General features: G+C 63.9%; 19 protein-coding genes. 8 read left to right on the plus strand and 11 right to left on the minus strand.

Annotated elements, in window-relative coordinates:
• Positions 1–45: 45 nt before the first annotated feature.
• Positions 46–1,089 (minus strand): heat-inducible transcriptional repressor HrcA, encoded by a 1,044-nt coding sequence (hrcA, locus tag ACHIRB_RS07295; RefSeq protein ID WP_199707711.1) that lies wholly within the window; start codon positions 1,087–1,089, stop codon positions 46–48.
• A gap of 104 nt (positions 1,090–1,193) precedes the next feature.
• Entirely contained in the window at positions 1,194–2,384 is a 1,191-nt protein-coding gene (hemW, locus tag ACHIRB_RS07300; protein WP_395117942.1) for a radical SAM family heme chaperone HemW, read from the minus strand.
• Between the two features lie 395 nt (positions 2,385–2,779).
• Here hemW and ACHIRB_RS07305 point away from each other — a divergent pair, with 395 nt between their 5' ends.
• The 6 genes from ACHIRB_RS07305 to ACHIRB_RS07330 all read left to right on the plus strand — a co-directional run bounded on the left by ACHIRB_RS07305 (position 2,780) and on the right by ACHIRB_RS07330 (position 14,744).
• Positions 2,780–4,585: a nitrite/sulfite reductase gene (locus ACHIRB_RS07305; protein ID WP_395117944.1), complete on the plus strand. Its 1,806-nt coding sequence runs from the start codon at positions 2,780–2,782 to the stop codon at positions 4,583–4,585.
• Entirely contained in the window at positions 4,582–5,286 is a 705-nt protein-coding gene (locus ACHIRB_RS07310; RefSeq protein WP_395117946.1) for a phosphoadenylyl-sulfate reductase, read from the plus strand. Before ACHIRB_RS07305 ends, ACHIRB_RS07310 begins: the two co-directional genes overlap by 4 nt.
• Positions 5,265–6,206 carry a sulfate adenylyltransferase subunit CysD gene (gene cysD, locus ACHIRB_RS07315; protein WP_199707715.1) on the plus strand — a complete coding sequence of 314 codons (942 nt, stop codon included), beginning with the start codon at positions 5,265–5,267 and terminating at the stop codon, positions 6,204–6,206. The genes ACHIRB_RS07310 and cysD overlap by 22 nt, the downstream gene beginning before the upstream one ends.
• 2 nt (positions 6,207–6,208) lie before the next feature.
• Entirely contained in the window at positions 6,209–7,504 is a 1,296-nt protein-coding gene (locus tag ACHIRB_RS07320; protein WP_395123655.1) for a sulfate adenylyltransferase subunit 1, read from the plus strand.
• Positions 7,505–7,507: 3 nt separating this feature from the next.
• Positions 7,508–8,281: a sirohydrochlorin chelatase gene (locus ACHIRB_RS07325; protein WP_395117951.1), complete on the plus strand. Its 774-nt coding sequence runs from the start codon at positions 7,508–7,510 to the stop codon at positions 8,279–8,281.
• A 565-nt stretch (positions 8,282–8,846) separates the two neighbouring features.
• Complete coding sequence (locus ACHIRB_RS07330; RefSeq protein ID WP_395123654.1) at positions 8,847–14,744, plus strand: amino acid adenylation domain-containing protein; 5,898 nt, start codon at positions 8,847–8,849, stop codon at positions 14,742–14,744.
• Between the two features lie 91 nt (positions 14,745–14,835).
• On the opposite strand, the gene ACHIRB_RS07335 is transcribed toward ACHIRB_RS07330, so the two are convergent.
• The 5 genes from ACHIRB_RS07335 to ACHIRB_RS07355 all read right to left on the minus strand — a co-directional run bounded on the left by ACHIRB_RS07335 (position 14,836) and on the right by ACHIRB_RS07355 (position 18,937).
• Positions 14,836–15,885, minus strand: a complete 1,050-nt coding sequence (locus ACHIRB_RS07335; RefSeq protein WP_395115443.1) for a sulfate/molybdate ABC transporter ATP-binding protein — start codon at positions 15,883–15,885, stop codon at positions 14,836–14,838.
• Complete coding sequence (cysW, locus tag ACHIRB_RS07340; protein ID WP_395115444.1) at positions 15,882–16,688, minus strand: sulfate ABC transporter permease subunit CysW; 807 nt, start codon at positions 16,686–16,688, stop codon at positions 15,882–15,884. Before cysW ends, ACHIRB_RS07335 begins: the two co-directional genes overlap by 4 nt.
• Positions 16,685–17,590, minus strand: coding sequence for a sulfate ABC transporter permease subunit CysT (cysT, locus tag ACHIRB_RS07345; RefSeq protein WP_395115469.1), 906 nt, complete (start codon positions 17,588–17,590; stop codon positions 16,685–16,687). The genes cysW and cysT overlap by 4 nt, the downstream gene beginning before the upstream one ends.
• 33 nt (positions 17,591–17,623) lie before the next feature.
• On the minus strand, positions 17,624–18,655 hold the full coding sequence (locus ACHIRB_RS07350; RefSeq protein ID WP_395115445.1) for a sulfate ABC transporter substrate-binding protein: 1,032 nt from the start codon (positions 18,653–18,655) through the stop codon (positions 17,624–17,626).
• Positions 18,656–18,847: 192 nt separating this feature from the next.
• Positions 18,848–18,937, minus strand: coding sequence for an Ms4533A family Cys-rich leader peptide (locus tag ACHIRB_RS07355; protein ID WP_372433229.1), 90 nt, complete (start codon positions 18,935–18,937; stop codon positions 18,848–18,850).
• Between the two features lie 103 nt (positions 18,938–19,040).
• On the opposite strand from ACHIRB_RS07355, the gene ACHIRB_RS07360 reads away from it, so the two are divergent.
• A complete protein-coding gene (locus ACHIRB_RS07360) occupies positions 19,041–20,111 on the plus strand; it encodes a M48 family metallopeptidase (protein WP_395123653.1) in 1,071 nt (356 codons plus the stop codon).
• 78 nt (positions 20,112–20,189) lie between these two features.
• Here the strand turns inward: ACHIRB_RS07360 and ACHIRB_RS07365 are convergent, their stop codons facing one another.
• Positions 20,190–20,369, minus strand: coding sequence for a hypothetical protein (locus ACHIRB_RS07365; RefSeq protein ID WP_199707723.1), 180 nt, complete (start codon positions 20,367–20,369; stop codon positions 20,190–20,192).
• Positions 20,370–20,477: 108 nt separating this feature from the next.
• Here ACHIRB_RS07365 and ACHIRB_RS07370 point away from each other — a divergent pair, with 108 nt between their 5' ends.
• On the plus strand, positions 20,478–22,514 hold the full coding sequence (locus tag ACHIRB_RS07370; RefSeq protein ID WP_395123652.1) for a glycoside hydrolase family 15 protein: 2,037 nt from the start codon (positions 20,478–20,480) through the stop codon (positions 22,512–22,514).
• An 83-nt stretch (positions 22,515–22,597) separates the two neighbouring features.
• Here ACHIRB_RS07370 and ACHIRB_RS07375 read toward each other — a convergent pair whose 3' ends face one another.
• The 3 genes from ACHIRB_RS07375 to ACHIRB_RS07385 form a co-directional block, all read right to left on the minus strand.
• On the minus strand, positions 22,598–23,032 hold the full coding sequence (locus ACHIRB_RS07375; RefSeq protein WP_395115448.1) for a hypothetical protein: 435 nt from the start codon (positions 23,030–23,032) through the stop codon (positions 22,598–22,600).
• A 203-nt stretch (positions 23,033–23,235) separates the two neighbouring features.
• Positions 23,236–24,012, minus strand: coding sequence for an ESX secretion-associated protein EspG (locus ACHIRB_RS07380; RefSeq protein WP_395115449.1), 777 nt, complete (start codon positions 24,010–24,012; stop codon positions 23,236–23,238).
• Complete coding sequence (locus ACHIRB_RS07385; RefSeq protein WP_395123651.1) at positions 24,009–24,263, minus strand: hypothetical protein; 255 nt, start codon at positions 24,261–24,263, stop codon at positions 24,009–24,011. The genes ACHIRB_RS07380 and ACHIRB_RS07385 overlap by 4 nt, the downstream gene beginning before the upstream one ends.
• Positions 24,264–24,502 lie beyond the last annotated feature (239 nt).

Genomic DNA, 24,502 nt, shown 5'->3' on the forward strand with positions numbered 1-24,502 from the left:
GAATCTCTCGTCCTGTCAAATGTTCGAAATGTGCGTCGCCTGGACCTAACGCTCTGCCAGTACCTCTCCGATGTACCTGGCAACGGCGGAAACCTTTGCGATTGTTCCCGGATAGTCCATGCGTGTGGGTCCGAGTACCCCCATACCGCCGAGAACCGTACCTTGCGCGCCGTACCCGGTGGATACCACCGACGTGCCACGCATCTGCTCGACCTGGGTTTCTTCGCCGATCTGAACCGTGATCGTGCCCGGCTGATGCGTCGCCGCAATGATCTTCAACACGACGACCTGCTCTTCGAGGGCTTCCAGCACAGCTCGCAGCGAACCGGGGAACCCGTTGACGCCGCTGAAGTCGGCAGCGTTGCGGGTCAGGTTGGCGGTACCGCCGAGAACCAGCCGCTCGTCCTGGTGCTCGACGAGGGTTTCGACAAGGACGGTCGCGGCGCGTACGACGACGTTGCGCAGGTTCGGTGGCGCGTTTTCGGCGAGTTCGGCGACCGCACTGGACGCCGCGGCAAGTCGCTTGCCTTCGAGTGCGGCACCGAGCAGCGCACGCAGTTCGGACAGTTCGACGTCGTTGATCACGTCGCCGAGTTCGACGATGCGCTGATCGACGCGACCGCTGTCGGTGATCAGGACCAGCAGCAGCTTTGCGGGCGTCAACGCGACGACCTCGAGGTGGCGGACCGACGACGCCGACAGCGACGGGTACTGCACGACCGCGACCTGCCTGGTCAGCTGGGCGAGCAGGCGAACGCCGCGCCGAAGGACATCGTCGAGGTCGACGCCGGACTCGAGGAATTCGAGGATCGCGCGACGCTCGACCGACGAAAGCGGCTTGATCTCGGAAATCCGGTCGACGAACTGGCGATAACCCTTGTCGGTCGGCACCCGGCCGGAACTGGTGTGCGGCTGCGTGATGTAGCCCTCGGCTTCCAGCACAGCCATGTCGTTGCGGACGGTCGCGCTCGAGACGCCGAGGTTGTGTCGCTCGACGAGCACCTTCGACCCGACGGGCTCCTTCGTTGCGACGTAGTCGGCGACGATCGCGCGAAGGACTTCGAAACGCCTGTCCTCTGTACCTGACATCGATTCCACCTCCACACGTAGTTGTTCCAGCTTAGGGCCTTCGGGGTCGTGCGCACTTTCGGCTGGCGGGACCACCGAAAAGACTCACGAGGCGCGGAGCGCCCTCAGCTCAATATCGACCTGATCACACCGTCCGCGAGCAGCCGACCACGGTCGGTGAGGACGAACGTGTCGTCCACCTGGGTCAGCAGTCCGTCTGCGACGACGACCTCCGCCGCACGACGCTCGTCGGCGTCGAGCACATCGAGTGGCAGACCCGAACGCAGCCGCGTCGTGAGCATCACGCGTTCCATGTGGCTTTCCTCGTCGGTCAGTTGCTCGACGCCGCCGACCGGAAGGGTCCCTGTCGCAAGCGAATCGGCGTAGCGGGCCGGATGCTTCACGTTCCACCACCGCACTCCGCCGACGTGGCTGTGCGCGCCGGGTCCGGCCCCCCACCAATCGCCGCCGTCCCAGTAGCCGAGGTTGTGCCGGCAGCGGGCTGCATCGTTCGCCGCCCAGTTCGACACCTCGTACCACTCGAGACCCGCCGCCGAGAGCACCGCATCGATGCGCTCGTAGCGCTGCGCGAAGACGTCGTCGTCGGGCATCGGTAGCTCGCCGCGACGAACCTTGCGCGCCAACGCGGTGCCGTCTTCGACGATCAGCGCGTAGGCGGAGACGTGGTCGACGCCTGCGGACAGGACCGCGTCGAGGGATGCGTCCAGATCCTGCGGTCGTTCGCCTGGCGTCCCGTAGATGAGGTCGAGGTTGACGTGCTCGAACCCGGCGGCTTTCGCTTCGCCGACCGCGGCGACCGCGCGGCCCGGGGTGTGCGTGCGGTCGAGCACGGCGAGCACATGTTGCGCGGCGGACTGCATACCGAGGGAAAGCCGGGTGTAACCAACATCACGTATTCCGGCGAAGAACGTCTGCGACGTCGACTCAGGATTGGATTCCGTCGTCACTTCCGCGTCCGCAGCGAGCCCGAACGCGCCTCGAACCGCGTCGAGTACGTCGGCCAATCCGGTGGCACCCAACAGCGACGGGGTGCCACCGCCAACGAAAACCGTGTCGACAGCGGGAGCGGACCCGAGCGTTTCGGCTGCGAGGTCGAGTTCGCGGCGCAACCCCTCTAGCCAACTCGCTGGCGAGGCCGAAGTGCCGAGTTCGCCTGCGGTGTAAGTGTTGAAGTCGCAGTAGCCGCAGCGCGTCGCACAGAACGGCACGTGGACGTACACGCCGAACGGGCGTGAGCCGACACCCGCGATAGCTGCCGCTGGCAGCTCGAGGCCGATGGTCGGTGTAGTCGTCACTCCCCTATTGTCGCCGCAGTTCGACCTTGCGGACGCCGCGCGTCTGCTGCAGGCTCTCGTCGGCACCATGCAGGCACCACCTCCGCCGCGCGTGCGGGGTACTGACGTGGCATTTCCCCCGAATTCGAGGGGAATGTGCCGCCGATGGTCGGTTTCGAGGTTCTGACATGGCAGAATGGCCGTATGACTGGACCCGGAGTGCGACTTGTGGCGCGTCGCCACGTCGATCTCAAGCGTGTCTGCAGCTCGTGTTGTCTGGCCTCGACCACTCGTTAGACCAGCCCGAGAAACTCGTTTCATCCAAGACTTTCCGCTGGCTGCGGTTCTCTGACAGGCGCGACCAGCCCTCGCGCTCCTGACCGCACCACGCGACCTCGAATTTGCAGGAGCGATCTATGACGTCGAGTGCCCCGGAGACGGACGACACCCAAAAGCCGGCACCAGCGCATCACACCCGACCGGACAAGCCTGCGTCCGAGCGCCGCGTTCGGGCAGACCGCCCTCGCGCCGCGGCAGCACCTGCCAGTCCCCGTGAGCGCTCGGCCCGACCGGTCCGCCGCAAAGCCGAAGCTCAATGGGCACTCGGTTACCGCGAGCCGCAGAACGCCAACGAGCAGGCCAAGAAGGACGATCACCCGCTCAACGTGCGTGCCCGCATCGAGAACATCTACTCGAAGAACGGGTTCGACAGCATCGACAAGAGCGACCTGCGCGGCCGCATGCGCTGGTGGGGCCTCTACACCCAGCGCGAGCAGGGCTACGACGGCACCTGGACCGGTGACGAGAACATCGACCTGCTCGAAGCCAAGTACTTCATGATGCGGATCCGCTGCGATGCCGGCGCGCTGAACGTCGAGCAGTTGCGCACCCTCGGACAGATTTCGGTCGACTTCGGTCGCGACACCGCTGATCTGTCCGATCGCGAAAACGTCCAGTACCACTGGATCGAGATCGAGAACGTCCCCGAGATCTGGCGCCGGATCGAAAGTGTCGGTCTGCAGACCACACAGGCGTGCGGTGACTGCCCCCGCGTCGTCCTCGGCTCCCCTCTCGCAGGCGAATCGCTCACCGAGGTGCTCGACCCGACTCCGGCGATCGACGAGATCGTGCGTCGGTTCATCGGCAGGAAGGAACTGTCCAACCTGCCACGCAAGTTCAAGACGGCCATCTCCGGACAGCAGGACGTCGTCCACGAAATCAACGACGTCGCGTTCATCGGTGTCGTGCATCCCGAGCACGGACCCGGACTCGACATGTGGGTCGGCGGCGGACTGTCGGTCAACCCGATGATGGCCCAGCGCGTCGGTGCGTGGATCCCACTCGACGAAGTACCCGATGTCTGGGAAGCCGTTGTCCGACTGTTCCGCGACTACGGCTACCGCCGCCTCCGCGCGAAAGCCCGCTTGAAGTTCCTGATCAAGGACTGGGGCATCGAGAAGTTCAGAGAAGTGCTCGAGACCGAATATCTGAACCGCAAGCTCATCGACGGCCCCGCGCCGGAAGCACCTAAGCAGCCGATCGATCACGTCGGCATCCAGCGCCTCAAGAACGGCCTCAACTCGGTCGGCGTTGCGCCGATCGCAGGGCGGGTGTCCGGCACTCGATTGCTCGCCGTGGCAGACGCCGCCGAGCGCGCCGGCTCGGACCGAATCCGCTTCACGCCGTATCAGAAGCTGATCATCCTTGATGTCGCCGACGACAAGCTCGAACAGTTGCTCACCGACCTCGATGCCATCGACCTGCCTGCTCGGCCGTCGCGGTGGCGCCAGAACCTGATGGCGTGCAGCGGAATCGAGTTCTGCAAGCTCTCCTTCGCCGAAACCCGCAAGCGCTCACAGGTTTTGGTGCCCGAACTCGAGCAACGCCTCGCCGACCTCAACACCGAACTCGACGTGCCGGTGACGATCAACATCAACGGTTGCCCGAACTCGTGCGCCCGCAGCCAGATCGCGGATATCGGTTTCAAGGGTCAACTTGTCGACGACGGCACCGGGAATCATGTCGAGGGCTTCCAGGTTCACCTAGGGGGCAGCCTCGGCTTCGACAGCGCCTTCGGTCGAAAGCTACGGCAGCACAAGGTGACTTCACTCGAAATGGGCGACTTCATCGATCGTGTGGTTCGAAACTTCATCAAACATCGCAACGAAGGCGAGCGGTTCGCGGAGTGGGCCGTACGAGCTGAAGAGGCTGATCTCCGATGAGTACAAAGCTTGCGGAAAAAGACTTGCGCGCGCTGGTGGACAGGGGCGCTGCCGAACTCGACGGTGCCTCGGCACTCGAGCTCCTGCAGTGGACCGAAGACAATTTCGGTGACGACTTCATCGTCGCGTCCAACATGCAGGACGGCGTCCTCGTGCACCTGGCAACGCAGGTGCACCCCGGCGTCGACGTCCTGTTCCTCGAGACCGGCTACCACTTCGCGGAAACCATCGGGACCCGCGATGCGGTCGAGGCCGTCTACGGCGTCAACGTCATCAACGCGCAGGCCAAAGACAGTGTGGCCGAACAGGATCGACTGCTCGGCAAGGACTTGTTCGCGCGCGAGCCAGGTGAATGCTGCCGGTTGCGCAAGGTCGTTCCGCTGCAGAACACGCTGAAGAACTACAGCGCGTGGGTTACCGGTATCCGTCGTGTCGAAGCGCCGACGCGAGCCAACGCCCCTTTGATTTCTTTCGACGACGCCTTCGGTCTTGTCAAGATCAACCCGATCGCGGCGTGGGACGACGACGAGATGCAGACCTACATCGAGACACACGGGATACTCGTCAATCCGCTTGTCGAAGAAGGGTATCCGTCCATCGGATGCGCTCCGTGCACCGCTAAGCCCGCCCCGGGCGCCGATCCGCGAAGCGGCCGCTGGGCCGGCCTCGCCAAGACCGAATGTGGGCTTCACGCATCATGACCGCACAAATTCGTACCCTCGCCAATCCCGAGTACGACACCTTGACGGCACTCGAATCCGAGTCGATCCACATTTTTCGTGAGGTCGCAGGCGAATTCGAGCGTCCCGTCATCCTGTTCTCGGGCGGCAAGGACTCCACCGTCCTGCTGCACCTTGCATTGAAGGCATTCTGGCCGGCACCACTGCCGTTCTCGCTGCTGCACGTCGACACCGGGCACAACCTGCCCGAGGTGCTCGACTTCCGCGACGAGATCGTCGAGCGGTACGGCTTGCGTCTGCACGTCGCGAAGGTCGAGGACTACCTCGCCGACGGCCGCCTGACCGAGCGTCCCGACGGGATCCGCAACCCGTTGCAGACGGTGCCGCTCCTGGATGCGATCGCCGAGCACCGCTTCGACGCGGTCTTCGGAGGTGGCCGCCGTGACGAGGAGCGCTCGCGTGCGAAGGAGCGAATCTTCTCGCTGCGCAACGGTTTCGGGCAGTGGGACCCCAAGCGTCAGCGTCCCGAGCTGTGGAACCTCTACAACGGCAAGCATGCACCCGGTGAGCACGTGCGGGTGTTCCCGTTGAGCAACTGGACCGAACTCGACATCTGGCGCTACATCGCGCGCGACGACATCGCGCTCGCAAGCATCTACTACGCCCATCAGCGCCCGGTGTACCAGCGCGACGGCATGTGGATGACGCCAGGATCGTGGGGCGGTCCAGCCGACAACGAACTGCTGGAAACGCTTTCGGTGCGTTACCGCACCGTCGGGGATGGATCGTCCACCGGCGCAATCCTTTCCGACGCGACCGACAACCAAGCGATTCTTGCCGAAGTGGCTGCGTCGCGTTTGACCGAGCGCGGTGCTACTCGCGGCGACGACCGAGTGTCGGAAGCCGCTATGGAAGACCGCAAACGTGAGGGCTATTTCTGATCATGAGCGACCTTTTGAGACTTGCGACCGCGGGCAGCGTCGACGACGGCAAATCCACCCTCGTCGGGCGGCTGCTGTACGACACGAAATCGGTTCTCGCAGACCAGATCGATGCTGTGACCCGAGCATCGGTCGACAAGGGCCTCGCGACGCCGGACCTGTCACTGCTCGTCGACGGCCTCCGCGCGGAACGCGAGCAGGGCATCACCATCGATGTTGCCTACCGCTACTTCGCAACACCGACCCGGTCGTTCGTCCTCGCGGATACGCCGGGCCACGTGCAGTACACCCGCAACACGGTCTCCGGCGCGTCGACGGCGCAGCTTGTCATTCTGCTCGTCGACGCGCGTAAGGGTGTCATCGAACAGACCCGTCGCCACGCCGCGGTACTTGCGCTGCTCGGAGTGCCGAAACTTGTTCTTGCAGTGAACAAAATCGATCTGGTCGACGATCCGGCGGCAGTGTTCGCCGAAATCTCGTCGGAGTTCAATTCGCTGACCTCGACCTTGGGTTGGGCGACCGAGGACGTCACCGAAATTCCGGTATCGGCGCTGCACGGCGACAACATCGCGTCGCGCTCGAGCAACACCCCGTACTACGACGGTCCCTCGCTGATCGAGCACCTCGAATCGGTCCCCGTCGATGCAGACAGCGCCGGGCGCCACTCGATCGGCCTGCGTTTCCCCGTGCAATACGTGATCCGTCCGCGGACCGCCGACTACCCCGACTATCGCGGCTATGCAGGCCAGGTTGCGGCAGGAACGGTTGCGCGCGGCGACGAGGTCGTCGTGCTGCCATCGGGCATTCGGACGACGGTCGAGCGAATCGATACCGCTGACGGTGAGCTGCCGCTCGCGCAGGCGGGTCGCAGCGTGACCCTCGTCCTCGCCGACGACGTCGACATATCACGTGGCGACACCATCGCCTCCCCCGTCGACGTACCGGAACCGCTCGCCGATTTCGATGCGACCGTGTGCTGGCTCGCCGAGAAGCCGCTTCGGCCCGGCGCTCGGCTGCTGCTCAAGCACGGAACGCGCACGACGCAGGCCATTGTCGGCACTCTGGTCGAACGCTTCGACGAGCAGAAGCTCGTTGCTGCGCCGAGCCCGGAGACTTTGGAGCTCAACGACATCGGCCGGATCTCGATACGGGTCGCCGAGCCTCTCGTAGCCGACGACTACGGCGTGAACCGGCACACCGGAAGCTTCCTGCTGATCGACCCGGCAGGAGGAAACACCCTCGCTGCGGGCCTCGTCGGTGATGTGCTCAGCGCCGTCGAGGTCGGCGACAAAGTTTAAGTGATGACGGTTCGAGAAGCGATGTCCGACGCGACGGTCCCGCTCATTGCCGTCGCTCACGGAAGCCGTGATCCTCGATCTGCGGCGACCATGTCAGCGGTCGTCGCGCAGCTTCGGGCCACACGACCGGACCTCGACGCCAGGCTGTGCTTCCTCGATCTGAATGCGCCATCCGTCGACCGATCGATCGACGCTGTTGCCGCGGACGGGCACACCGGCGCTGTCGTGGTGCCGTTGCTGCTCGGCAGTGCGTTTCATGCCCGAGTCGATCTCCCCGCGCTCGTTGCCGCTGCCCATTCGCGGCATCCGCAACTGCGGTTGACGCAGGCGGACGTGCTCGGTGCCGATCCACGCCTGGTGTCGGCGTTGCGCGAGCGCGTGCTCGACACCGGCCTCACCGAAGACGACGCGGAGCTCGGGGTCGTTGTCGCGGCCGTTGGGTCGTCGTCGGCTGCCGCCAATCGTCGAACCGATGCGCTCGCCCGTGACCTCGTGACGGGCACACGGTGGGCTGCCGAGACCGGCTTCGCCACCTCCTCGGATCACCGGTCCGTGGCAGCAGCAGCGCACCGGCTGCGAAACAAGGGCGCGCGCCATATCGTCGTCGCACCGTGGTTCCTGGCTCACGGCCTGCTGACCGACCGCGTGGAGTCGGCCTTGCGAGGCACGCCGATGACCGAGCCGATCGGCTCGCATTCGAAACTGATCGAGGTCGTCGTAGACCGTTACGAGCGCGCCGCCGCGCGGCTGAACGGGCAGTTTTCGCTCTCCGCGTGATAGTTGGACATCCGACCTATCGATGCGGAAACGATTCGGTTTTGGGCCACCTTCGACTCATGCCTGTGCGCAATTAGCAAGAGAAACAAACCGCAGGTACGCGTTACCGTGCGTTACTGCACGCCAATCCTTCAATGTACGAAATTGCATTACGGGACAGTCGGCAGACACGCAACAATAAAAACCCCGATAATTTTTCTTGCCGTAATCAAGTGGACAAACCTCGGCAATCGGCCGGCCAACCGACTCTGGATCCAATTGCAGGTTCGCCGCACCACTTCGAGAACTGTTGCATTGCAAACTATTTGGTCGCGCCACGCACGTCGAGTCGGCTGTCGGGAACGTACCGCGAATACTACCCAGAACTGGTAAGGCAACCTTAGTTTTTCAATTATCGAGCCCTCGAAAACAAGCGAGGTTTAGCGAAGACATAAATGAGGTAAATTCCCCAACGACCAGATCTGTGCCCATATTCAGACAAGCCACTCGACGTTCAACGACGACGTAGTCGATCGATGCCCGACACATAGGTCGACACATTTTGCCAGCGACAGGAGTGACATCTATGACGCTCGAACCCGGGGCCGCCTCAGCGCACCACACGCCAACCCCTCCCACAGAGGGACCACGTCGGCGCGAGACCGCAGGCGGACGTCGCCCGCGGCCCGTCCGTCGCGGTCGCACCCGGACCGTCACCCTGCCGCAACTGCTTGCAGCCGCTGTCGAAATAGACCCAGCAGCAATCGCGCTGTCTCTGGCCGGACGCGACCTCTCCTACGCCGAGCTCGATCGCTGGTCTTCACGTGTCGCCCGTGTCCTCATCGCGCGCGGAGTCGGGCCCGAGAACCTCGTCGCGATCGGAATCCCCCGTTCGATCGAATCCGTGGTCGCGGTGTGGGCCGTGGCCAAGTCGGGTGCCGGGTTCGTACCGGTCGACCCGAACTACCCCGCCGAGCGGGTCGCGCACATGGTCGAAGATTCCCGCGTCCGCGTCGGCGTGACCGTCGAGGCGAGCCTCGACTCGCTGCCTGCCGGGGTCGGTTGGCTGGTTCTCGACGATCCAGCGTTGGAAGCAGAACTGGCAACCGTGTCGGCGGAAGCCGTCTCCTACAGCGATCGGCTCGCGCCGTTACGTGCCGAGCATCCCGCGTACGTCATCTACACCTCGGGATCGACCGGCAAGCCGAAAGGCGTCACCGTCACCCAGGCCGGGCTTGCGACGTTCTGCGAAGAGCAGCGCGAACGGTACGGCGTCACGGCGGCCGACCGAACCCTGCACTTCGCGTCACCGTCCTTCGACGCCTCGATGTTGGAGCTTCTGCTCGCGGTCGGTGCCGGCGCGACCATGATCATCGTGCCCACCGACGTCTACGGCGGCACCGAACTCGCCGACCTACTCCGTCGTGAACGAGTGACCCACGCATTCGTCACGCCCGCGGCATTGGCGTCGGTGGATCCGACAGGCCTGGACGACCTCCGTGTCGTCATCGCAGGCGGCGAGGCGTGCCCACCCGAACTCGTCGCCCGCTGGTCGGTCCCGATCGGCGCGGAGGCAACACCGGCACAGGCAACACCGGCACACGCAACACAAAGGGCCTTCCACAACGGGTACGGCCCCACCGAGACCACGATCATGAGCAACATCAGCAGTCCGCTGCGTCCCGGCGAGGCGATCACGATCGGATCCGCCATCAGGGAGATGCGAGCAAGCGTTCTCGACGCGCGCCTGCATCCGGTGCCGGTCGGCGTCGCGGGCGAGATGTACCTGTCGGGGGTTCAGCTCGCTCGCGGTTACCACGCACGACCGGGACTCACCGCGCAACGGTTCGTCGCCAACCCGTTCGGCGACCCCGGCGACCGCCTGTACCGCACCGGCGACATCGTGCGGCAGACCGAATCGGGCGAACTCGAATACCTCGGACGCAACGACCATCAGGTCAAGGTGCGCGGCTTCCGGATCGAACTCGGCGAGATCGATACCGCACTCACCGCCCATCCCAGTGTGCAGTTCGCCGTCACACGCGCGTGGGCACAGCAGGACCGGACCGACAGTGCCGTCGGCGCAACAATTCTCGCGTCGTACGTACTTGCCTCCGATGGCGCCGAAGTCGACCCCGCCAAGTTGGCAGATTTCGTCGCTCGCACGCTTCCCGCCCATATGGTCCCCGCAGCGATCGTGGTTCTGGACAGCATTCCGCTGACGCCGGTCGGGAAACTCGATCGAACCGCCTTGCCGCGACCGGCATTCGAGCAGCGCCGGTACCGCGCCCCGCAGTCACCGCTCGAGGAACTTGTCGCGACGATCTTCGGTCAGGTACTCGGGAGTGATCGGGTCGGGCGCGACGACGACTTCTTCGAACTCGGTGGCAACTCCCTCAACGCGACACAGGTTGCGACGAGGCTGGGGTCTGCGCTCGGCACCTCCATTCCCGCACGTGTGCTGTTCGAAGCACCGACCGTGACGGCGATGGCAGCAGCGGTCGCACCGCTGAAGTCCGGCGGGACACCACAGCTGACCGCCCGCACGAGGCCCGACCGACTGCCACTTTCCTATGCGCAGCAACGGTATTGGTTCCTGAACCAGTTCGATACAGCATCCGCGGTCGACAACATACCCATCGCGTTGCGCATCACCGGCCAACTCGATATCGCGGCTTTCCGCGCTGCCGTTGCCGACGTCGTCGCGCGCCACGAATCGCTCCGCACCTACTATCCAGGTGACGACTCCGGTCCCTACCAGGTCATAGTGCCTGCGGCAGAGGCTGTTCCGACGATCGAGGTCGAAGACGTTCCGGAAGCGGAACTGACAGCCCGGTTGCTCGCGGTCGCAGCGCACAGCTTCGACGTGTCCATGCACATACCGCTGCAGGTCAACGTGTTTCGCGTCGGTGCGGATCACGTCGCCGCATTCGTCGTGCATCACATCGCAGCCGATGGCTCGTCGATCGCCCCGTTTGCGAACGACCTCGCGGTCGCATACGCCTTCCGGGCGCAGGACACGGCCCCGCAGTGGACGCCGCTGAGCATCCAGTACGCGGACTACGCGCTCTGGCAACGAGATGCTCTCGGAGCAGACGACGATCCCGATTCGCTGACCACCCGCCAGATCGAGTACTGGAAGTCGGCGCTCGCGGACCTGCCGCAACAGCTCGACCTGCCGTCCGATCGACCGCGCGGCACCCGGCAGTCCTTCCGCGGCGCGGCCGTTCGATTCTCGTTGGACGACGGCCTCCACCGGCAATTGCTCACGCTCGCAAAGGGTTCGGGCGCAACCCTCTTCATGGTCATGCATTCGGCATTCGCCGTTCTGCTTGCGCGGATGTCCGGCGTCGACGACGTTGCGGTAGGCACACCCATCGCAGGTCGTGGCGAAGAAGCGCTCGACGAGCTGATCGGCATGTTCGTCAACACCCTGGTTCTGCGGACCGTAGTCGACGGGGGTGAGAGTTTCGACGATCTGCTCGCACGGGTTCGAGAAACCGATCTCCAGGCCTATGCCCACGCCGACGTTCCTTTCGAACGGCTCGTCGAGGCACTCAAGCCGCCACGAAGCACCAACCGCAATCCGCTCTATCAGATCGGCTTCTCGTTCCAGAACTTCGCCGTGAAGAGCGTCGAACTCCCCGGTCTTGCGGTCGCGCCGATCGACCTCGATGCACATCTCGCGAAGACGGACCTGCAACTCACCGTCGCCGACCTGCACGACGCGGCCGGCGAACCAACTTCCATCGAACTCGAATTCTCCTACGCGACAGACCTGTTCGACGAGAGCACGGTTGTCGAGTTCGGCGAACGCTACCGACGTATCCTCGCTGCCGTGGTGGCCGACGCCGGCGCACCGGTCGGGCACATCGACCTGATGGACGACACCGAACGACATCGCTCGCTGGTCGAATGGAACAGCACCGAACGTGCGACCGATCGGTCGGCGACACTGGTCACGCTGTTGGACGCGCAGGTCGCAGCAACACCGAATGCTGTTGCAGTGGTGGTGGATACCGTCGACGCACAGCCAGAAACGCTCACCTACTCCGAACTCGATCGCAAGGTGAACAGGCTCGCGAGATACCTCATCGAGATCGGTGTCGGTCCGGAGTCGACGGTCGGCCTCGCACTCGGCCGCGGCGAGGAATTGATCGTCGCGATGTATGCGGTGACAAAGGCCGGTGGAGCCTACGTCCCACTCGCAACCGATCAGCCGCGCCAGCGGATCGACTACCAACTCGCGACCGTCGAACCGGTCTGCGTGCTCACAACCGCGGCCGACGACTTTGCTCCCCCGACCGGGATTCGCACGGTCGTCCTCGAAGAACTCGACACCTCGACCTACGCCGACGGTCCTGTCCTCGACGTCGAACGTATCGGCGCTTTGACGCCGGAATCCCTTGCCTACGTGGTGTTCACGTCGGGGTCGACGGGCCGACCCAAGGGTGTCGCGATCACCCACGGTGCCATCGTGAACCAGTTGCAGTGGAAGCGTGCGGAGTACGAACTCGACTCCTCCGATGCGATTCTCGTCAAAACCGCTGCCACCTTCGACCTTTCGGTGTGGGAGTACTGGTCCGCCACCACCTCTGGTGGGCGGATGGTACTTGCGGCCAGGGGTATGCAACGGGATCCGTCCTACGTCAACGCCGTGATAGACCGTCACCACGTCACCGTGTTGCACGCCGTCCCCACGATGCTCGACGCGTTGCTGATCGACTCCGACGGCCTACTTCCCGCATCGCTGCGCAACGTCCTCGTCATCGGCGAAACGATGCCTGCCGCTCTCGCGCAACGCTTTCGGGCGCGCAACGACGGGACGCTCGTCAACCTGTACGGACCGACCGAAGCTGCGGTATCGGTCACCTCGCACATCGTGTCGGACACCGACGACACCGCCGTTCCGATCGGTGCCCCGGAGTGGAACACCCAGGTGTTCGTCCTCGACTCACGGCTGAATCCCGTTCCGGCAGGCGTCGCGGGCGAGCTCTACCTCGGCGGTAGCCAACTCGCGCGCGGCTACTACGGCCGCCCGTTCCTGACCGCGGAACGTTATGTCGCAAACCCCTACGGCCCTGCCGGCAGCCGCCTCTACCGGACCGGTGACGTCGTATCCTGGTCGAGCGCAGGAGAACTGGAGTACGTGGGTCGATCGGACTGCCAGGTGAAGGTGCACGGGTTCCGGATCGAACTCGGCGAGATCGAACAGACCCTGCTGCGTTTGAACGACATTGCGCAGGTCGCCGTCGTCACCCACCACACCGAGCGTTCGGGCGCTCAGCTGATCGGGTACGTCGTACCGACCGCAGGTTCGAGCATCGAGGCGTCGGGCCTTCGGTCGCGGCTCGCACGTGAACTCCCGCCGCACATGGTGCCGTCGGCGTCGGTCATTCTCGACGAACTCCCACTGACCGCGCACGGCAAACTCGATCGCAACGCTCTACCGGCGCCGGGTGTGCAGACGACGCCCTATCGCGCACCGCAGACCCTCGTAGAGCAAACCGTCGCAGCGGTTTTCGCCGAACTGCTCGAGCGCGAGCAGGTCGGTCTCGACGACGACTTCTTCGAACTCGGCGGGCACTCGCTGTTGGCCGCTCAGGCGCGCCGACGGCTCAGCCGCGCCCTCGGGACCGAGGTTGCATTGCAGTGGTTCTTCAGCCACCGCACGGTCGGCGATCTGGCTGCGCGCGTCTGCGACTGGCAGGGTGCCGACGACGATGCAGCCATGCTGCGCGTCGTCGTCCCATTGGGTCAGCCGTCGAATCGACCGCCGCTGTTCTGCATCCACCCGATCAGCGGACTCGCGTGGGCATACGCCGGCCTCGTGCCCTACGTGGGACGAACCCACCAGGTCTACGGTTTGCAATCCCCCGCGATCCTCGAGGCCAGTGCGTCGACCACCTCGATCGACGCGCTCGCGGCTCGCTACGTCACCGAGATTCGGCGCATCCAACCGCGTGGGCCCTATCAGCTGATGGGTTGGTCGCTCGGTGGTGTCATCGCGCACGCGATCGCTGCCAAGCTGCAGGCTGCAGGTGCCGAGGTCGCATCGTTGACGTTGGTCGACTCGGTGCGAGAGACAGATCCGGACGTCGTTCGGGCCGATGTCACCGCCACCGCACGACAGTTCGGCGTCACCCTCGACCAGGCTAAGACCGAGGTCGAGGAACTCGGCGGTCTCGAGTCCGGTCAGGTCCGACGGCTACTGAGTAGCGCGCTCGACTCCGCCGTGGCGATGGCCCATCACCGGCCAGCCCGTTTCGACGGCGATGTCACCTTCTTCAGCGCTGCCCGCGATCACCCGAACGCTGCCGACGCCGCTGCCACCTGGCAGCCGTACGTCGCCGGCCGTATCACCAACATCGACGTTCCCGTGCGGCACGGCGAAATGATGACACCGGCCGCGCTCGAAGTACTCGGCCCGGTCCTTGCCGACGCCTTGACAGCTGCCGTTGCCGCGCAGCGAGTCGTGGTCTGATACCGCGTCAGCTTTCGAGCTGACCTGCGAAATCGGGCCTGTGGTCGAGTAATTCGACTGCAGGCCCGATTGTCCACCTATGCAGGAGTTGTCACTTCGACAGCGACAACGTTTCGTCGGAAGCCGAATCGTCGGCGGTGTCGGCTACCCGCTCGGGCAACTTCGGAATGCGAGTCGCCCGCGCGTAGACCGTCTCGCCGTCCCGCAGACCCAAGGCCTCGCTGTCGCCGCGCGTCACCTGTGCGGAGAACAGATCGCCCGTCGCTTCGTTGCGCAGCTCGACTCGGACTTCGAATCCCAGATAGACGACTCGCTCTACGGTCGCACGGGTGACACCTGCCGAATGTTGCGTACCTTCGTGCTCGACGAGTGCCATGCTCGGATCCCGGCCGAGACGAATATCGTGCGGACGAACCAGGTGCCCGTTGAGCTTCGCGACCTCGCCGAGGAACGACATCACGAACTCGTTGGCGGGACGGTCGTAGAGGTCCTCCGGTGTGCCGACCTGCTCGATCCGCCCTTTGTTCAGCACAGCGATCCGGTCGGCGACGTCGAGCGCCTCCTGCTGATCGTGTGTAACAAGCACCGTGGTGACGTGCACTTCCTCGTGCAATCGGCGCAGCCACGTCCTCAGGTCGGCTCGGACTTTCGCGTCGAGCGCACCGAACGGCTCGTCGAGCAGCAGGACTTGCGGATCGACGGCGAGCGCACGGGCCAGCGCCATGCGCTGCCGCTGTCCGCCCGAAAGCTGCGCTGGGTAGCGGTGCTGAAATCCGGCCAGGCCGACGATCTTCAGCAGTTCGTCGACCCGCTTGTTGACCTCGTTCTTCGGGCGCTTGCGAATCTTGAGACCGAACGCCACGTTGTCGCGCACAGTCATGTGCTTGAACGCCGCGTAGTGCTGGAAGACGAAGCCGATGTCGCGCTTCTGCGGCGGGACCCGAGTGACGTCCTTGTCTGCGATGATCACGACACCGCTGTCGAGCGACTCGAGACCGGCGATCGACCGCAACAGCGTCGACTTCCCGGAACCGGATGGTCCGAGCAGCGCGGTCAGCGAGCCGGACGGGATATCCAACGTCACGTCGTCGAGTGCCGCAAAGCTCCCGTAGTGCTTGTTCGCACCGGTCACGGTGATCATTTGGTACTCCTCTTGCGGTCCAGGGCGGTCATCGCCAACAGCACTACCAACGCGATTCCCATCAGCAACGTCGCCGCCGAGTAGGCACCGAAGGTGTTGTGGTCGTCGATGTAGCGCGAGTGCACGAGCAACGTCAACGTTTGCGAGACACCGGGAAAGCCCGACGACACCATGATGACAGCGCCGAACTCACCCAGCGAGCGTGCGACGGTCAGCACGACGCCGTACGTCAGGCCCCACCGAATGGCGGGCAGGGTGATACGCCAGAAGGTCTGCCAGGTATTGGCACCGAGCGTTGCCGCTGCCTGCTCCTGATCGTCGCCGATCTCGTGCAGGACCGGCTCGACCTCTCGTACGACGAACGGCAGGGTGACGAAGATCGTCGCGATCACCATTCCTGGCAGGCCGAAGATCACCTTGAAGCCAAGGCTCTCGATGCCACCGAACCAACCGTTCGCACCCCACAGCAGGATCAGCGATACGCCGACGACGATGGGCGACACTGCGAACGGCAGGTCGACGATCCCCTGGACGATCCCTCGCCCTGGGAATCGACCGCGGACGAGCGCCAACGCCGTCACAATCCCGAAGACGACGTTGATGGGAACGACGATCGCCACGATCAGCAAGGACAGGTTGAACGCGGAAATTGCGGCAGGGGTACTGATCGAGTCGATGAACGCACCGATGCCGCGCTCGAACGTCCGAAACAGGATCAGGCCGATCGGCAACAGCAGCAGGACGAACAGGTATCCGAGCGCGATGACGCGCATCGTGATGCGAGATTTCGTGGAGATGTTCACGGTGCCGCCTGCTCTTTTCGTAGGCTGCGCTCGGCGAACACCCGTAGCAGCAACAGGGTGACGAATGCGACCGCGAGCAACGCGACGGATTCCGCAGCCGCGTTCAACGGTCGGTCGATTTCGATCTGCTGCTGAATGTGTTGCGAGGTCACCTGGGTCAGTCGCGGGATATTGCCACCGATGAGGACAACCGATCCGTACTCGCCGATAGCGCGCGCAAACGCCAGACCGGCACCACTGATGATGGCCGGCGCCAAGGTGGGCAACAGCACCTTGCGGAAGGTCGTCCAGTTGTCGGCGCCGAGCGACGCGGCCGCCTCTTCGACCTCCCGGTCGGCTTCGATCAGCACGGGCTGGACGGACCGAACGACGAACGGCAGCGTGACGAAGGTCAATGCGACGACAAGACCGGGCTTGGTCGCGTTGAGGTGAATATCGATCGGACTTTCCGGACCGTAGAGCGACAGCAGCACGATGCTCGCAACGATCGTCGGAAGGGCGAACGGTAAATCGATGAGCGCGTTGACAATTCGCTTACCCGGGAACTCGTCGCGCACCAGCACCCAAGCGATGAGTGTGCCCATCACGACGTTGATCAGAGCCACGACGATCGAAACACCGATCGTGACCCGCAGCGCAGCAAGCGCGACGGGAGCGGTGACTGCGTCCCAGAATCCGCCGATGCCCTCTTCGAACGACGTCACCGTCAACGCGGCGAGCGGCAGCAGGACGATGATGCTGAGCCACAGCATCGCGACCGCGATGCCGAGGGGTCCGACGGTGCCGGTCACCTTGAACAAAGCGCGCCGCGGGCGCCCGCCGCCGGGTGCACCGGGAGATTTGATGACGGCGGGGCCGGAGCCCGGCGCGTTAGCGCCGGACTCCGTCACCGTCTGATCGATGTTTGTCACAGCCGTTCCAGTGCTGACCGGCTGCTATTTCGTCGCCGCGTCGTAGATCACAGCGATCGAACCGGTGTCCTTGGCGAAGAGTTCGCTGTCGACCGTCTTCCAACCACCGAGATCGGCGATCGTCCAGAGCTTCTCCGGGGCTGGGAAGTCAGCGGCGAATTCTTCCGCGACGGCCGGATCGACCGGGCGGAAACCTGCCTGTGCCCACGCCTGCTGGCCTTCCTTGGTGTAGAGGAAGTCCTTGAACGCCTTGGCTTTTTCGAGGTTCTTGCTGGTCTTGATGACGGCGACCGGGTTCTCGATCTTGAAGGTCGTTGCCGGCGTCACGTGCTCGACGGGATCGCCGTTGCGCTCGGCGAAGAGTGCTTCGTTCTCGTAGCTGAGCAGCACGTCGCCCGTTCCCTGCAGGAACGTCTCGGTAGCTTCACGACCCGACTTCGGCTGCACCTTGACGTGCTCGCCGACCAGCTTGGACAGGTAATCAAGGCCTGCCTGCGGGTTCTTGCCACCTTCGCTCTTGTCCGCGTAGGGGGCGAGCAGGTTCCACTTGGCCGAGCCCGAGCTGAACGGGTTCGGGGTGACAACCTCGAGGCCGGGCTGCAGCAGGTCGTCCCACGTCTTGATGTTCTTCGGGTTGCCCTTGCGAACGACGATCGTCACAACCGATCCGAACGGAACACCCTTGTTGGCGTCTTCGTTCCAATTCGCCTCGACGAGCCCCGCGTCGACGAGCCTGGTGACGTCGGGTTCGACCGAGAAGTTCACGACGTCCGCCTCGGCGCCGTCCTTCACCTTGCGGGACTGGTCCCCGGACGCACCGTAGGACTGCTGGAACGTCACGTTCTTGCCTGCATCGGTGGCGTTGAAGGCCGGGATGACCTTGTCGAAGCCGACCTTCGGCACCGCGTAGGCGAAGAGGTTGATGGTGCCACCGCTGCCGTCGCCCGAAACGGTATCTCCGCCGACCGTGTCACTGGAACCGCCGCTGCACGCAGTGAGGGCGACCGCACCGATCGTTGCCAAAGCCGTAGCGAAGTAACGAGAACTGCGTCTCATGGAAATTGAGCCTTTCATAGCCGATTCGTTGGAGCCGAATTCGTTTGAGCTGATTCATAAGGACTGGAATTGCGGACAGTGCGCCGGAACGGGCACGGGCAGGGTTTACATGACCTGCGCGCACGCAAAACTCGGCGAAAGTCAGAGGAGACGCGGGAAGCGAATCGCCGAGCGCTTGCGGACCGGAAAGGGTCAGCGACAGTCGACGTCAGCGACTGCAAGCATGCCGATAGCGATCAACGCCAAACGATGGCGGACCTTACCTACGACGTCAGCAGACACGCGGCAGACTTTAGCAGAGCACGGTCGACGCCTCGAATCGACGAGCTAGGCTGGGATTCGGTGCATGCCGGGGTATGTCGGGGGTCACAACGACGGGGGAAACATGGCTGAGAGTCCTGATCGGACGCGGACGCGGTTGCCGGGAATCAGCTCGCGCGCGTGGGAGCATCCCGCGGATCGGACCGCATTGGTGACGCTGAGGTCGCTTTCGGGTTTCGACACCGTCCTCAAAACCCTGTCCGGGTTGTTCAGGGAGCGTCAGCATCGCCTGATGTATCTGGCGACGTCGGTTCGAGTCGATGCTCGGCAATTCAGAAGCATCCACGACATGCGTGAAGACTGTGTCTCGATACTGGACGCGAGCACGACACCGGAATTTTTCGTACTGCAAGACCCGCAGCCGAATGCGTTCACCATCGGGATGGACACGCCGTTCGTCGTGCTCACGACCGGGATGATCGACCTGATGGACTACGAGGAGCTTCGGTTCGTCGTCGGTCACGAACTGGGCCATGCCCTTTCGGGGCATGCCGTCTACCGGACCGTCCTGCTTCACCTGATGCGCCTCGCAGGCAGTATCGGGTGGATGCCGGTGGGCGGCTGGGCTTTACGCGCCATCGTGGCAGCGCTGATGGAGTGGAGTCGCAAGTCCGAGCTGTCAGGCGACCGCGCCGGTCTGCTCTGCAGCCAGGATCCCGACGCTGCTATCCGTGTCCAGATGAAACTTGCGGGCGGACCACGGCTCGCATCGATGAACACAGTCGCATTCCTGGAACAGGCCGCCGAATACGAGGCGTCCGGCGATCTGCGCGACGGCGTCCTCAAACTCCTCAATCTCGAGCTGCAGACCCACCCGTTCTCGGTGTTGCGGGCAGCTGAATTGCGGAAGTGGGTGAAGAGCGGCGAATACCGCCGCATTCTCGAGGGCGACTACCCACTGCGAGCCGACGACAAGTCAGCCTCGATCGGCGACGAGATTCGTGGTGCGGCGCGCAGCTACAAGGAGTCGTTCGATCAGTCGGAAGACCCGCTGATCCGCACGGTCCGCGACGTCGGTCGCGATTTCGGCACAGCAGCTCAGACGGTCGGCGACGGTATCAACGACGTCGTGTCGAACATCTCGAGCAAGCTAGCCGACTGGCGCGTCAATCGGGATCGTAACGACGACAACTGAGCTATCGCGTCAACAGCCAGGCGACTATCACCAGAAGCAAAAGGGCCATCAGGGCCAGAGTCACACGTGAGCGCGGCATCACTGATCCGAGCCACGGCCGAGGACACGGAGCAGAGCGTCGAGCCCACGATCCAGTCCGGTTGCGATTGCCAAGGCCAGCGGAACAGTCAACACCATCACCAAGATGAACTGCGGGATGAAGGGCAACCCCGCAATCCACAGTTCGAATTCGTCCCACCAACCAGCAATACGATCCACGCCGTCAGCCTATCGTTCACCGCACCCGGCACCGACCGCACCGACTTTTAACGACGTGTAAACGCGTTTCGCGCCAGGCGACGGACATCCGTCGGCGATGATGTGCGAATGGCGCCAACAGACGAGCCCTCCGAGACCGAATCCCTGGCTCATCCGGGTGATTTGTCCCTTTCCGTAGGTAGCAACGGTGCTGCGGCCAGCGGCCTGGAATCCGAAGGCAAGGCACTTGCCCTCATTCCGCCGCACCGCAGCACATTTCCGCCGATCGACGACTACGCGTTCCTGTCCGACTGCGAAGTCACCTGCTTGATCGCGCGCAACGGCGCTGTCGAGTGGATGTGCGTGCCTCGCCCGGACTCCCCCAGCGTCTTCGGTGCCGTGCTCGACCGCAGCGCAGGACATTTCCGGATCGGGCCGTACGGGCAGAACGTGCCTGCGGCCCGCCGGTATCTGCCCGGCGGTCTGATCGTCGAGACGACGTGGCAGACCGAGACCGGCTGGCTGATCGTTCGTGATGCGCTCGTCCTCGGACCGTGGCACAACACCGACGAGCGATCGAAGACACACAAGCGCACACCGATGGACTGGGATGCCGAACACATCCTGCTTCGCACGGTGAAGTGCGTGAGCGGTGTCGTCGAACTCGAGATGAGCTGCGAGCCTGCTTTCGACTACCACCGACTGCCCGCCAACTGGGAGTACACCGGCAAGGTCTACGAAGAAGCGACTGCAACCTGCGAAGTGAGCGCGGAAGGCGATCACCCGACGTTGCGTCTGACGACGGATCTTCGCATCGGGTTGGAAGGCCGCGAAGCCCGCGCACGCACACGCATGGTGGAAGGCGACAACGTCTACGTCGCATTGTCGTGGTCCGACCTGCCTGCGCCGCAGTCTTTCGCGGAAGCAGAAAAGAAGATGTGGCAGACGGCCGAGTGTTGGCGACAGTGGATCACCATCGGCCGGTTCCCCGATCACCCGTGGCGCGGTTACCTGCAACGCAGCGCTCTCACCCTCAAGGGCCTCACCTACGCTCCGACCGGCGCCCTGCTCGCCGCTTCGACGACGTCGTTGCCCGAAACCCCGGGCGGCGAACGTAACTGGGACTACAGATACGCGTGGGTCCGCGATTCGACCTTCGCTCTCTGGGGTCTCTACACCCTCGGACTCGACCGGGAGGCCAACGACTTCTTCTCCTTCATCTCCGACGTCAGCCAGGGCAGCAACGGCGACCTCAACCCGCTGCAGGTGATGTACGGCGTCGGCGGCGAACGGACGCTCCACGAAGAGGAGCTAGGTCATCTGTCCGGATACGACGGCGCAAAGCCCGTCCGAATAGGGAACGGTGCCTTCGACCAGGAACAGCACGACATCTGGGGCACCATGCTCGACTCGGTGTACCTGCACGTGCGGTCGAAGGAACAGGTGCCGGAAACCCTGTGGCCATTGCTGAAGCGTCAGGTCGAAGAAGCTGTCAAACATTGGCGCGAACCCGACCGCGGCATCTGGGAGGTCCGCGGTGAACCGCAGCACTTCACGTCATCGAAGGTCATGTGCTGGGTAGCACTGGATCGTGGCGCCAAGTTGGCCGTGCTCCACGGTGAGAAGAAGTACGCCGAGCAATGGGCGGACCTGGCCGAGGAGATCAAAGCCGACATCCTCGAAAACGGCGTCGACTCCCGCGGAGTCTTCACCCAGTCCTACGGCAGCGAATCCCTCGACGCATCGTTGCTGCTCGTACCGTTGCTTCGATTCCTCCCCGCGACCGACAAACGTGTCAGAGCGACGGTTATCGCTATCGCCGACGAACTGACCGAAGACGGACTCGTCCTGCGCTACCGAGTCGAGACGACAGACGACGGACTGTCCGGCGAAGAGGGCACCTTCACGATCTGCTCGTTCTGGCTGGTATCCGCATTGGTCGAGATCGGCGAACTCGACCGAGCGAGACGACTCTGCGAGCGATTGCTCGGTTACGCGAGTCCGCTCAAGCTCTACGCGGAAGAGATCGACACCAAAACAGGCCATCACCTCGGCAACTTCCCGCAGGCCTTCACACACCTGGCGCTCATCAACGCTGTTGTGCATGTGATTCGGGCCGAAGAGGCCGACCGGAGTGGGCAGTTCAAGCCTGCTCACTCGACGTAGGCGTTCGAAACAAGCAATGGCGGCGCCCATCGGGCGCCGCCATTGTTGTTTGTGGGTTGTTTGTGGAAGTCGGGTGGAACCGGTCAGCCTGCGAGGAGGTGGACCTCTGCGAGTTCGACCTGCGGCGCTGGTGGCAGCGGCGAACCGATGAGCTTCATGCGGAGCGAGTGGCGGAACTCGGTGAGCACGCCGACCGCGCGGTCGAGTTGCTCGCGCGCAACGAACGCCGGCGTCAACATCCACTCGACGAGGTCGACCATCCGCTGCACCGACTCGACGACAGCGTGGACTTCGCGCCGCGTGTTGCCGATACCGGCAACCTCACGACGGCAATCGACGATCAGCTGGTCGAGACGGTCGGGGGTGACGTCGAGACGATCGACGATATCGGCGATGTCGTCGAGAATCTGGGTCGCGGTTGTCGCAAGACCGTCGGCCTGCATGATCGCCGAGTCTGCGTGGATTGCTGCCTTCGTCAGTCGACGTAGCCGACCAGGCGTTCCGGTATCTGTCACCACGTGGGAACAGCTCCTCACCCATGCTTGAAGCGATCATTTGCCAGGTCAATGCTCAGCGATGGATCAACCGCTGCAGCCGACCGCTGCATGGGCCGAAACCTGCTGCGTGACCGGCATATACACCCGGGCACTGGTTCCGCCCGGATGGTATGCCGGGACAACATAACGCGCCCCGGACACCGAACGTAGTATTTCGGAGTGATTCATTTCACTTCGGCGCGTCGTCCCAGTACAGCGTCCGATGCGACACGCGGGTGGACGAGCGTGTCGATTTCGGCAGCGAACGTTTCTGCCGAAACAGGAACCACACGTTTGGTCTTGTCACCCTTGACCACATACCGACCGTCGCCGACGAAATCGAACCAATGCACTGTTCGGCCTGAGGTTGCCCTGGCATCGACGGCGACACCGTCGAAGACACCGATTTCGCCGACGCACGTGCGCGGTCTGCGGAAGAACCGGTCGATCTGTTCGCTCCGAGGAACCTCGTCCGCCGGTCGCACGTAGCTCTCCTCGGCTGCTGCTCGTGCCGATCTTTCCGCGGTGAAGGCCCTGCGGTCGCCTGCCGCAGCGGTCGGCAACTCGGCGACGACGCGCTGGGCGATGGTGTCTACGCTGCACCGGCGAATGGTCACCTCGCCGCTAGCCGTTTGTGAATTCGGGCGCTGAACCGCAAGCACAGCGGTCCGACCGCTGATGCCCGCGTGGATCCTGATCGGTGTACGCAGTTCGGGGCCGGTAAAGCCGTGGACCTCGACGCGGATCTGTGGTTCGAGCAGCAGTGTCAGTGTGGTGCGAAACAGGCCGTCTGCCTGGACCGCGAGCTGTTTTCCTGCATCCAATCGCAGGGCGAGGACCTCCTCGGCGCTGCTGCCCGGCGCGCGAAAGGTGAACGGATACGGCATCCGGTCTCGTCCCAAAGCATGCAGAGCGACCGAGAACTCCAGTGCGCTGAGCTGCCAACCATCCGCGACGATCATGCGCCGAGCACAGGCGGAGACACTTTTTCGATCTTGCCGATCAACTTGTTGCCGTTGTCGACATCGATCAGATACGACGGAATCTTGTGCTCGTCGTCGTCGCCCTTCCCTCTCGCTGCGCCCGGCGCCATGCCGCCCATACCCGGCATACCGTGGCGGCCAGCGGGAACGCCGCTCGGCGTGCTGCTTCTGGTGTCCGGTCCGCCTGCCGAGCTCGGCAATCCTGCGATCGGTGCGGCTGCGAGCGGCACGCCATTGCGATCGCTGTCGCGTGCAGGTCCGGGTGTCGTCGGATTGCCGGTCGATCGGCGACTTCGGTCGGCGGGCGAATCGGTGCGCGTTGTCGCGAGTGGGTCGTCGAGAGTGGTCGGACGTGTACGGCTGGGGTCGTCGGAGGCTGGTCCGGCCGGAACTGCCGAACTAGCCTGCCGCTTTCACGGTAATTCCTTCGGAGTTGGTGTCGTACATGAAGAAAGGTGCTATGAGCTGG

The sequence above is a fragment of the Antrihabitans spumae genome (genome assembly GCF_043944905.1).
Taxonomy (GTDB): domain Bacteria; phylum Actinomycetota; class Actinomycetes; order Mycobacteriales; family Mycobacteriaceae; genus Antrihabitans; species Antrihabitans spumae.

Bases quoted from the DNA above. Each gene is read 5' to 3' on its own strand.
- hrcA (WP_199707711.1), bottom strand. From the start codon at position 1,089: ATGTCAGGTACAGAGGACAGGCGTTTCGAAGTCCTTCGCGCGATCGTC.
- ACHIRB_RS07305 (WP_395117944.1), top strand. From the start codon at position 2,780: ATGACGTCGAGTGCCCCGGAGACGGACGACACCCAAAAGCCGGCACCA.
- ACHIRB_RS07310 (WP_395117946.1), top strand. From the start codon at position 4,582: ATGAGTACAAAGCTTGCGGAAAAAGACTTGCGCGCGCTGGTGGACAGG.
- cysD (WP_199707715.1), top strand. From the start codon at position 5,265: ATGTGGGCTTCACGCATCATGACCGCACAAATTCGTACCCTCGCCAAT.
- ACHIRB_RS07320 (WP_395123655.1), top strand. From the start codon at position 6,209: ATGAGCGACCTTTTGAGACTTGCGACCGCGGGCAGCGTCGACGACGGC.
- ACHIRB_RS07325 (WP_395117951.1), top strand. From the start codon at position 7,508: ATGACGGTTCGAGAAGCGATGTCCGACGCGACGGTCCCGCTCATTGCC.
- ACHIRB_RS07330 (WP_395123654.1), top strand. From the start codon at position 8,847: ATGACGCTCGAACCCGGGGCCGCCTCAGCGCACCACACGCCAACCCCT.
- ACHIRB_RS07335 (WP_395115443.1), bottom strand. From the start codon at position 15,885: ATGATCACCGTGACCGGTGCGAACAAGCACTACGGGAGCTTTGCGGCA.
- ACHIRB_RS07350 (WP_395115445.1), bottom strand. From the start codon at position 18,655: ATGAGACGCAGTTCTCGTTACTTCGCTACGGCTTTGGCAACGATCGGT.
- ACHIRB_RS07360 (WP_395123653.1), top strand. From the start codon at position 19,041: ATGGCTGAGAGTCCTGATCGGACGCGGACGCGGTTGCCGGGAATCAGC.
- ACHIRB_RS07370 (WP_395123652.1), top strand. From the start codon at position 20,478: ATGGCGCCAACAGACGAGCCCTCCGAGACCGAATCCCTGGCTCATCCG.
- ACHIRB_RS07380 (WP_395115449.1), bottom strand. From the start codon at position 24,012: ATGATCGTCGCGGATGGTTGGCAGCTCAGCGCACTGGAGTTCTCGGTC.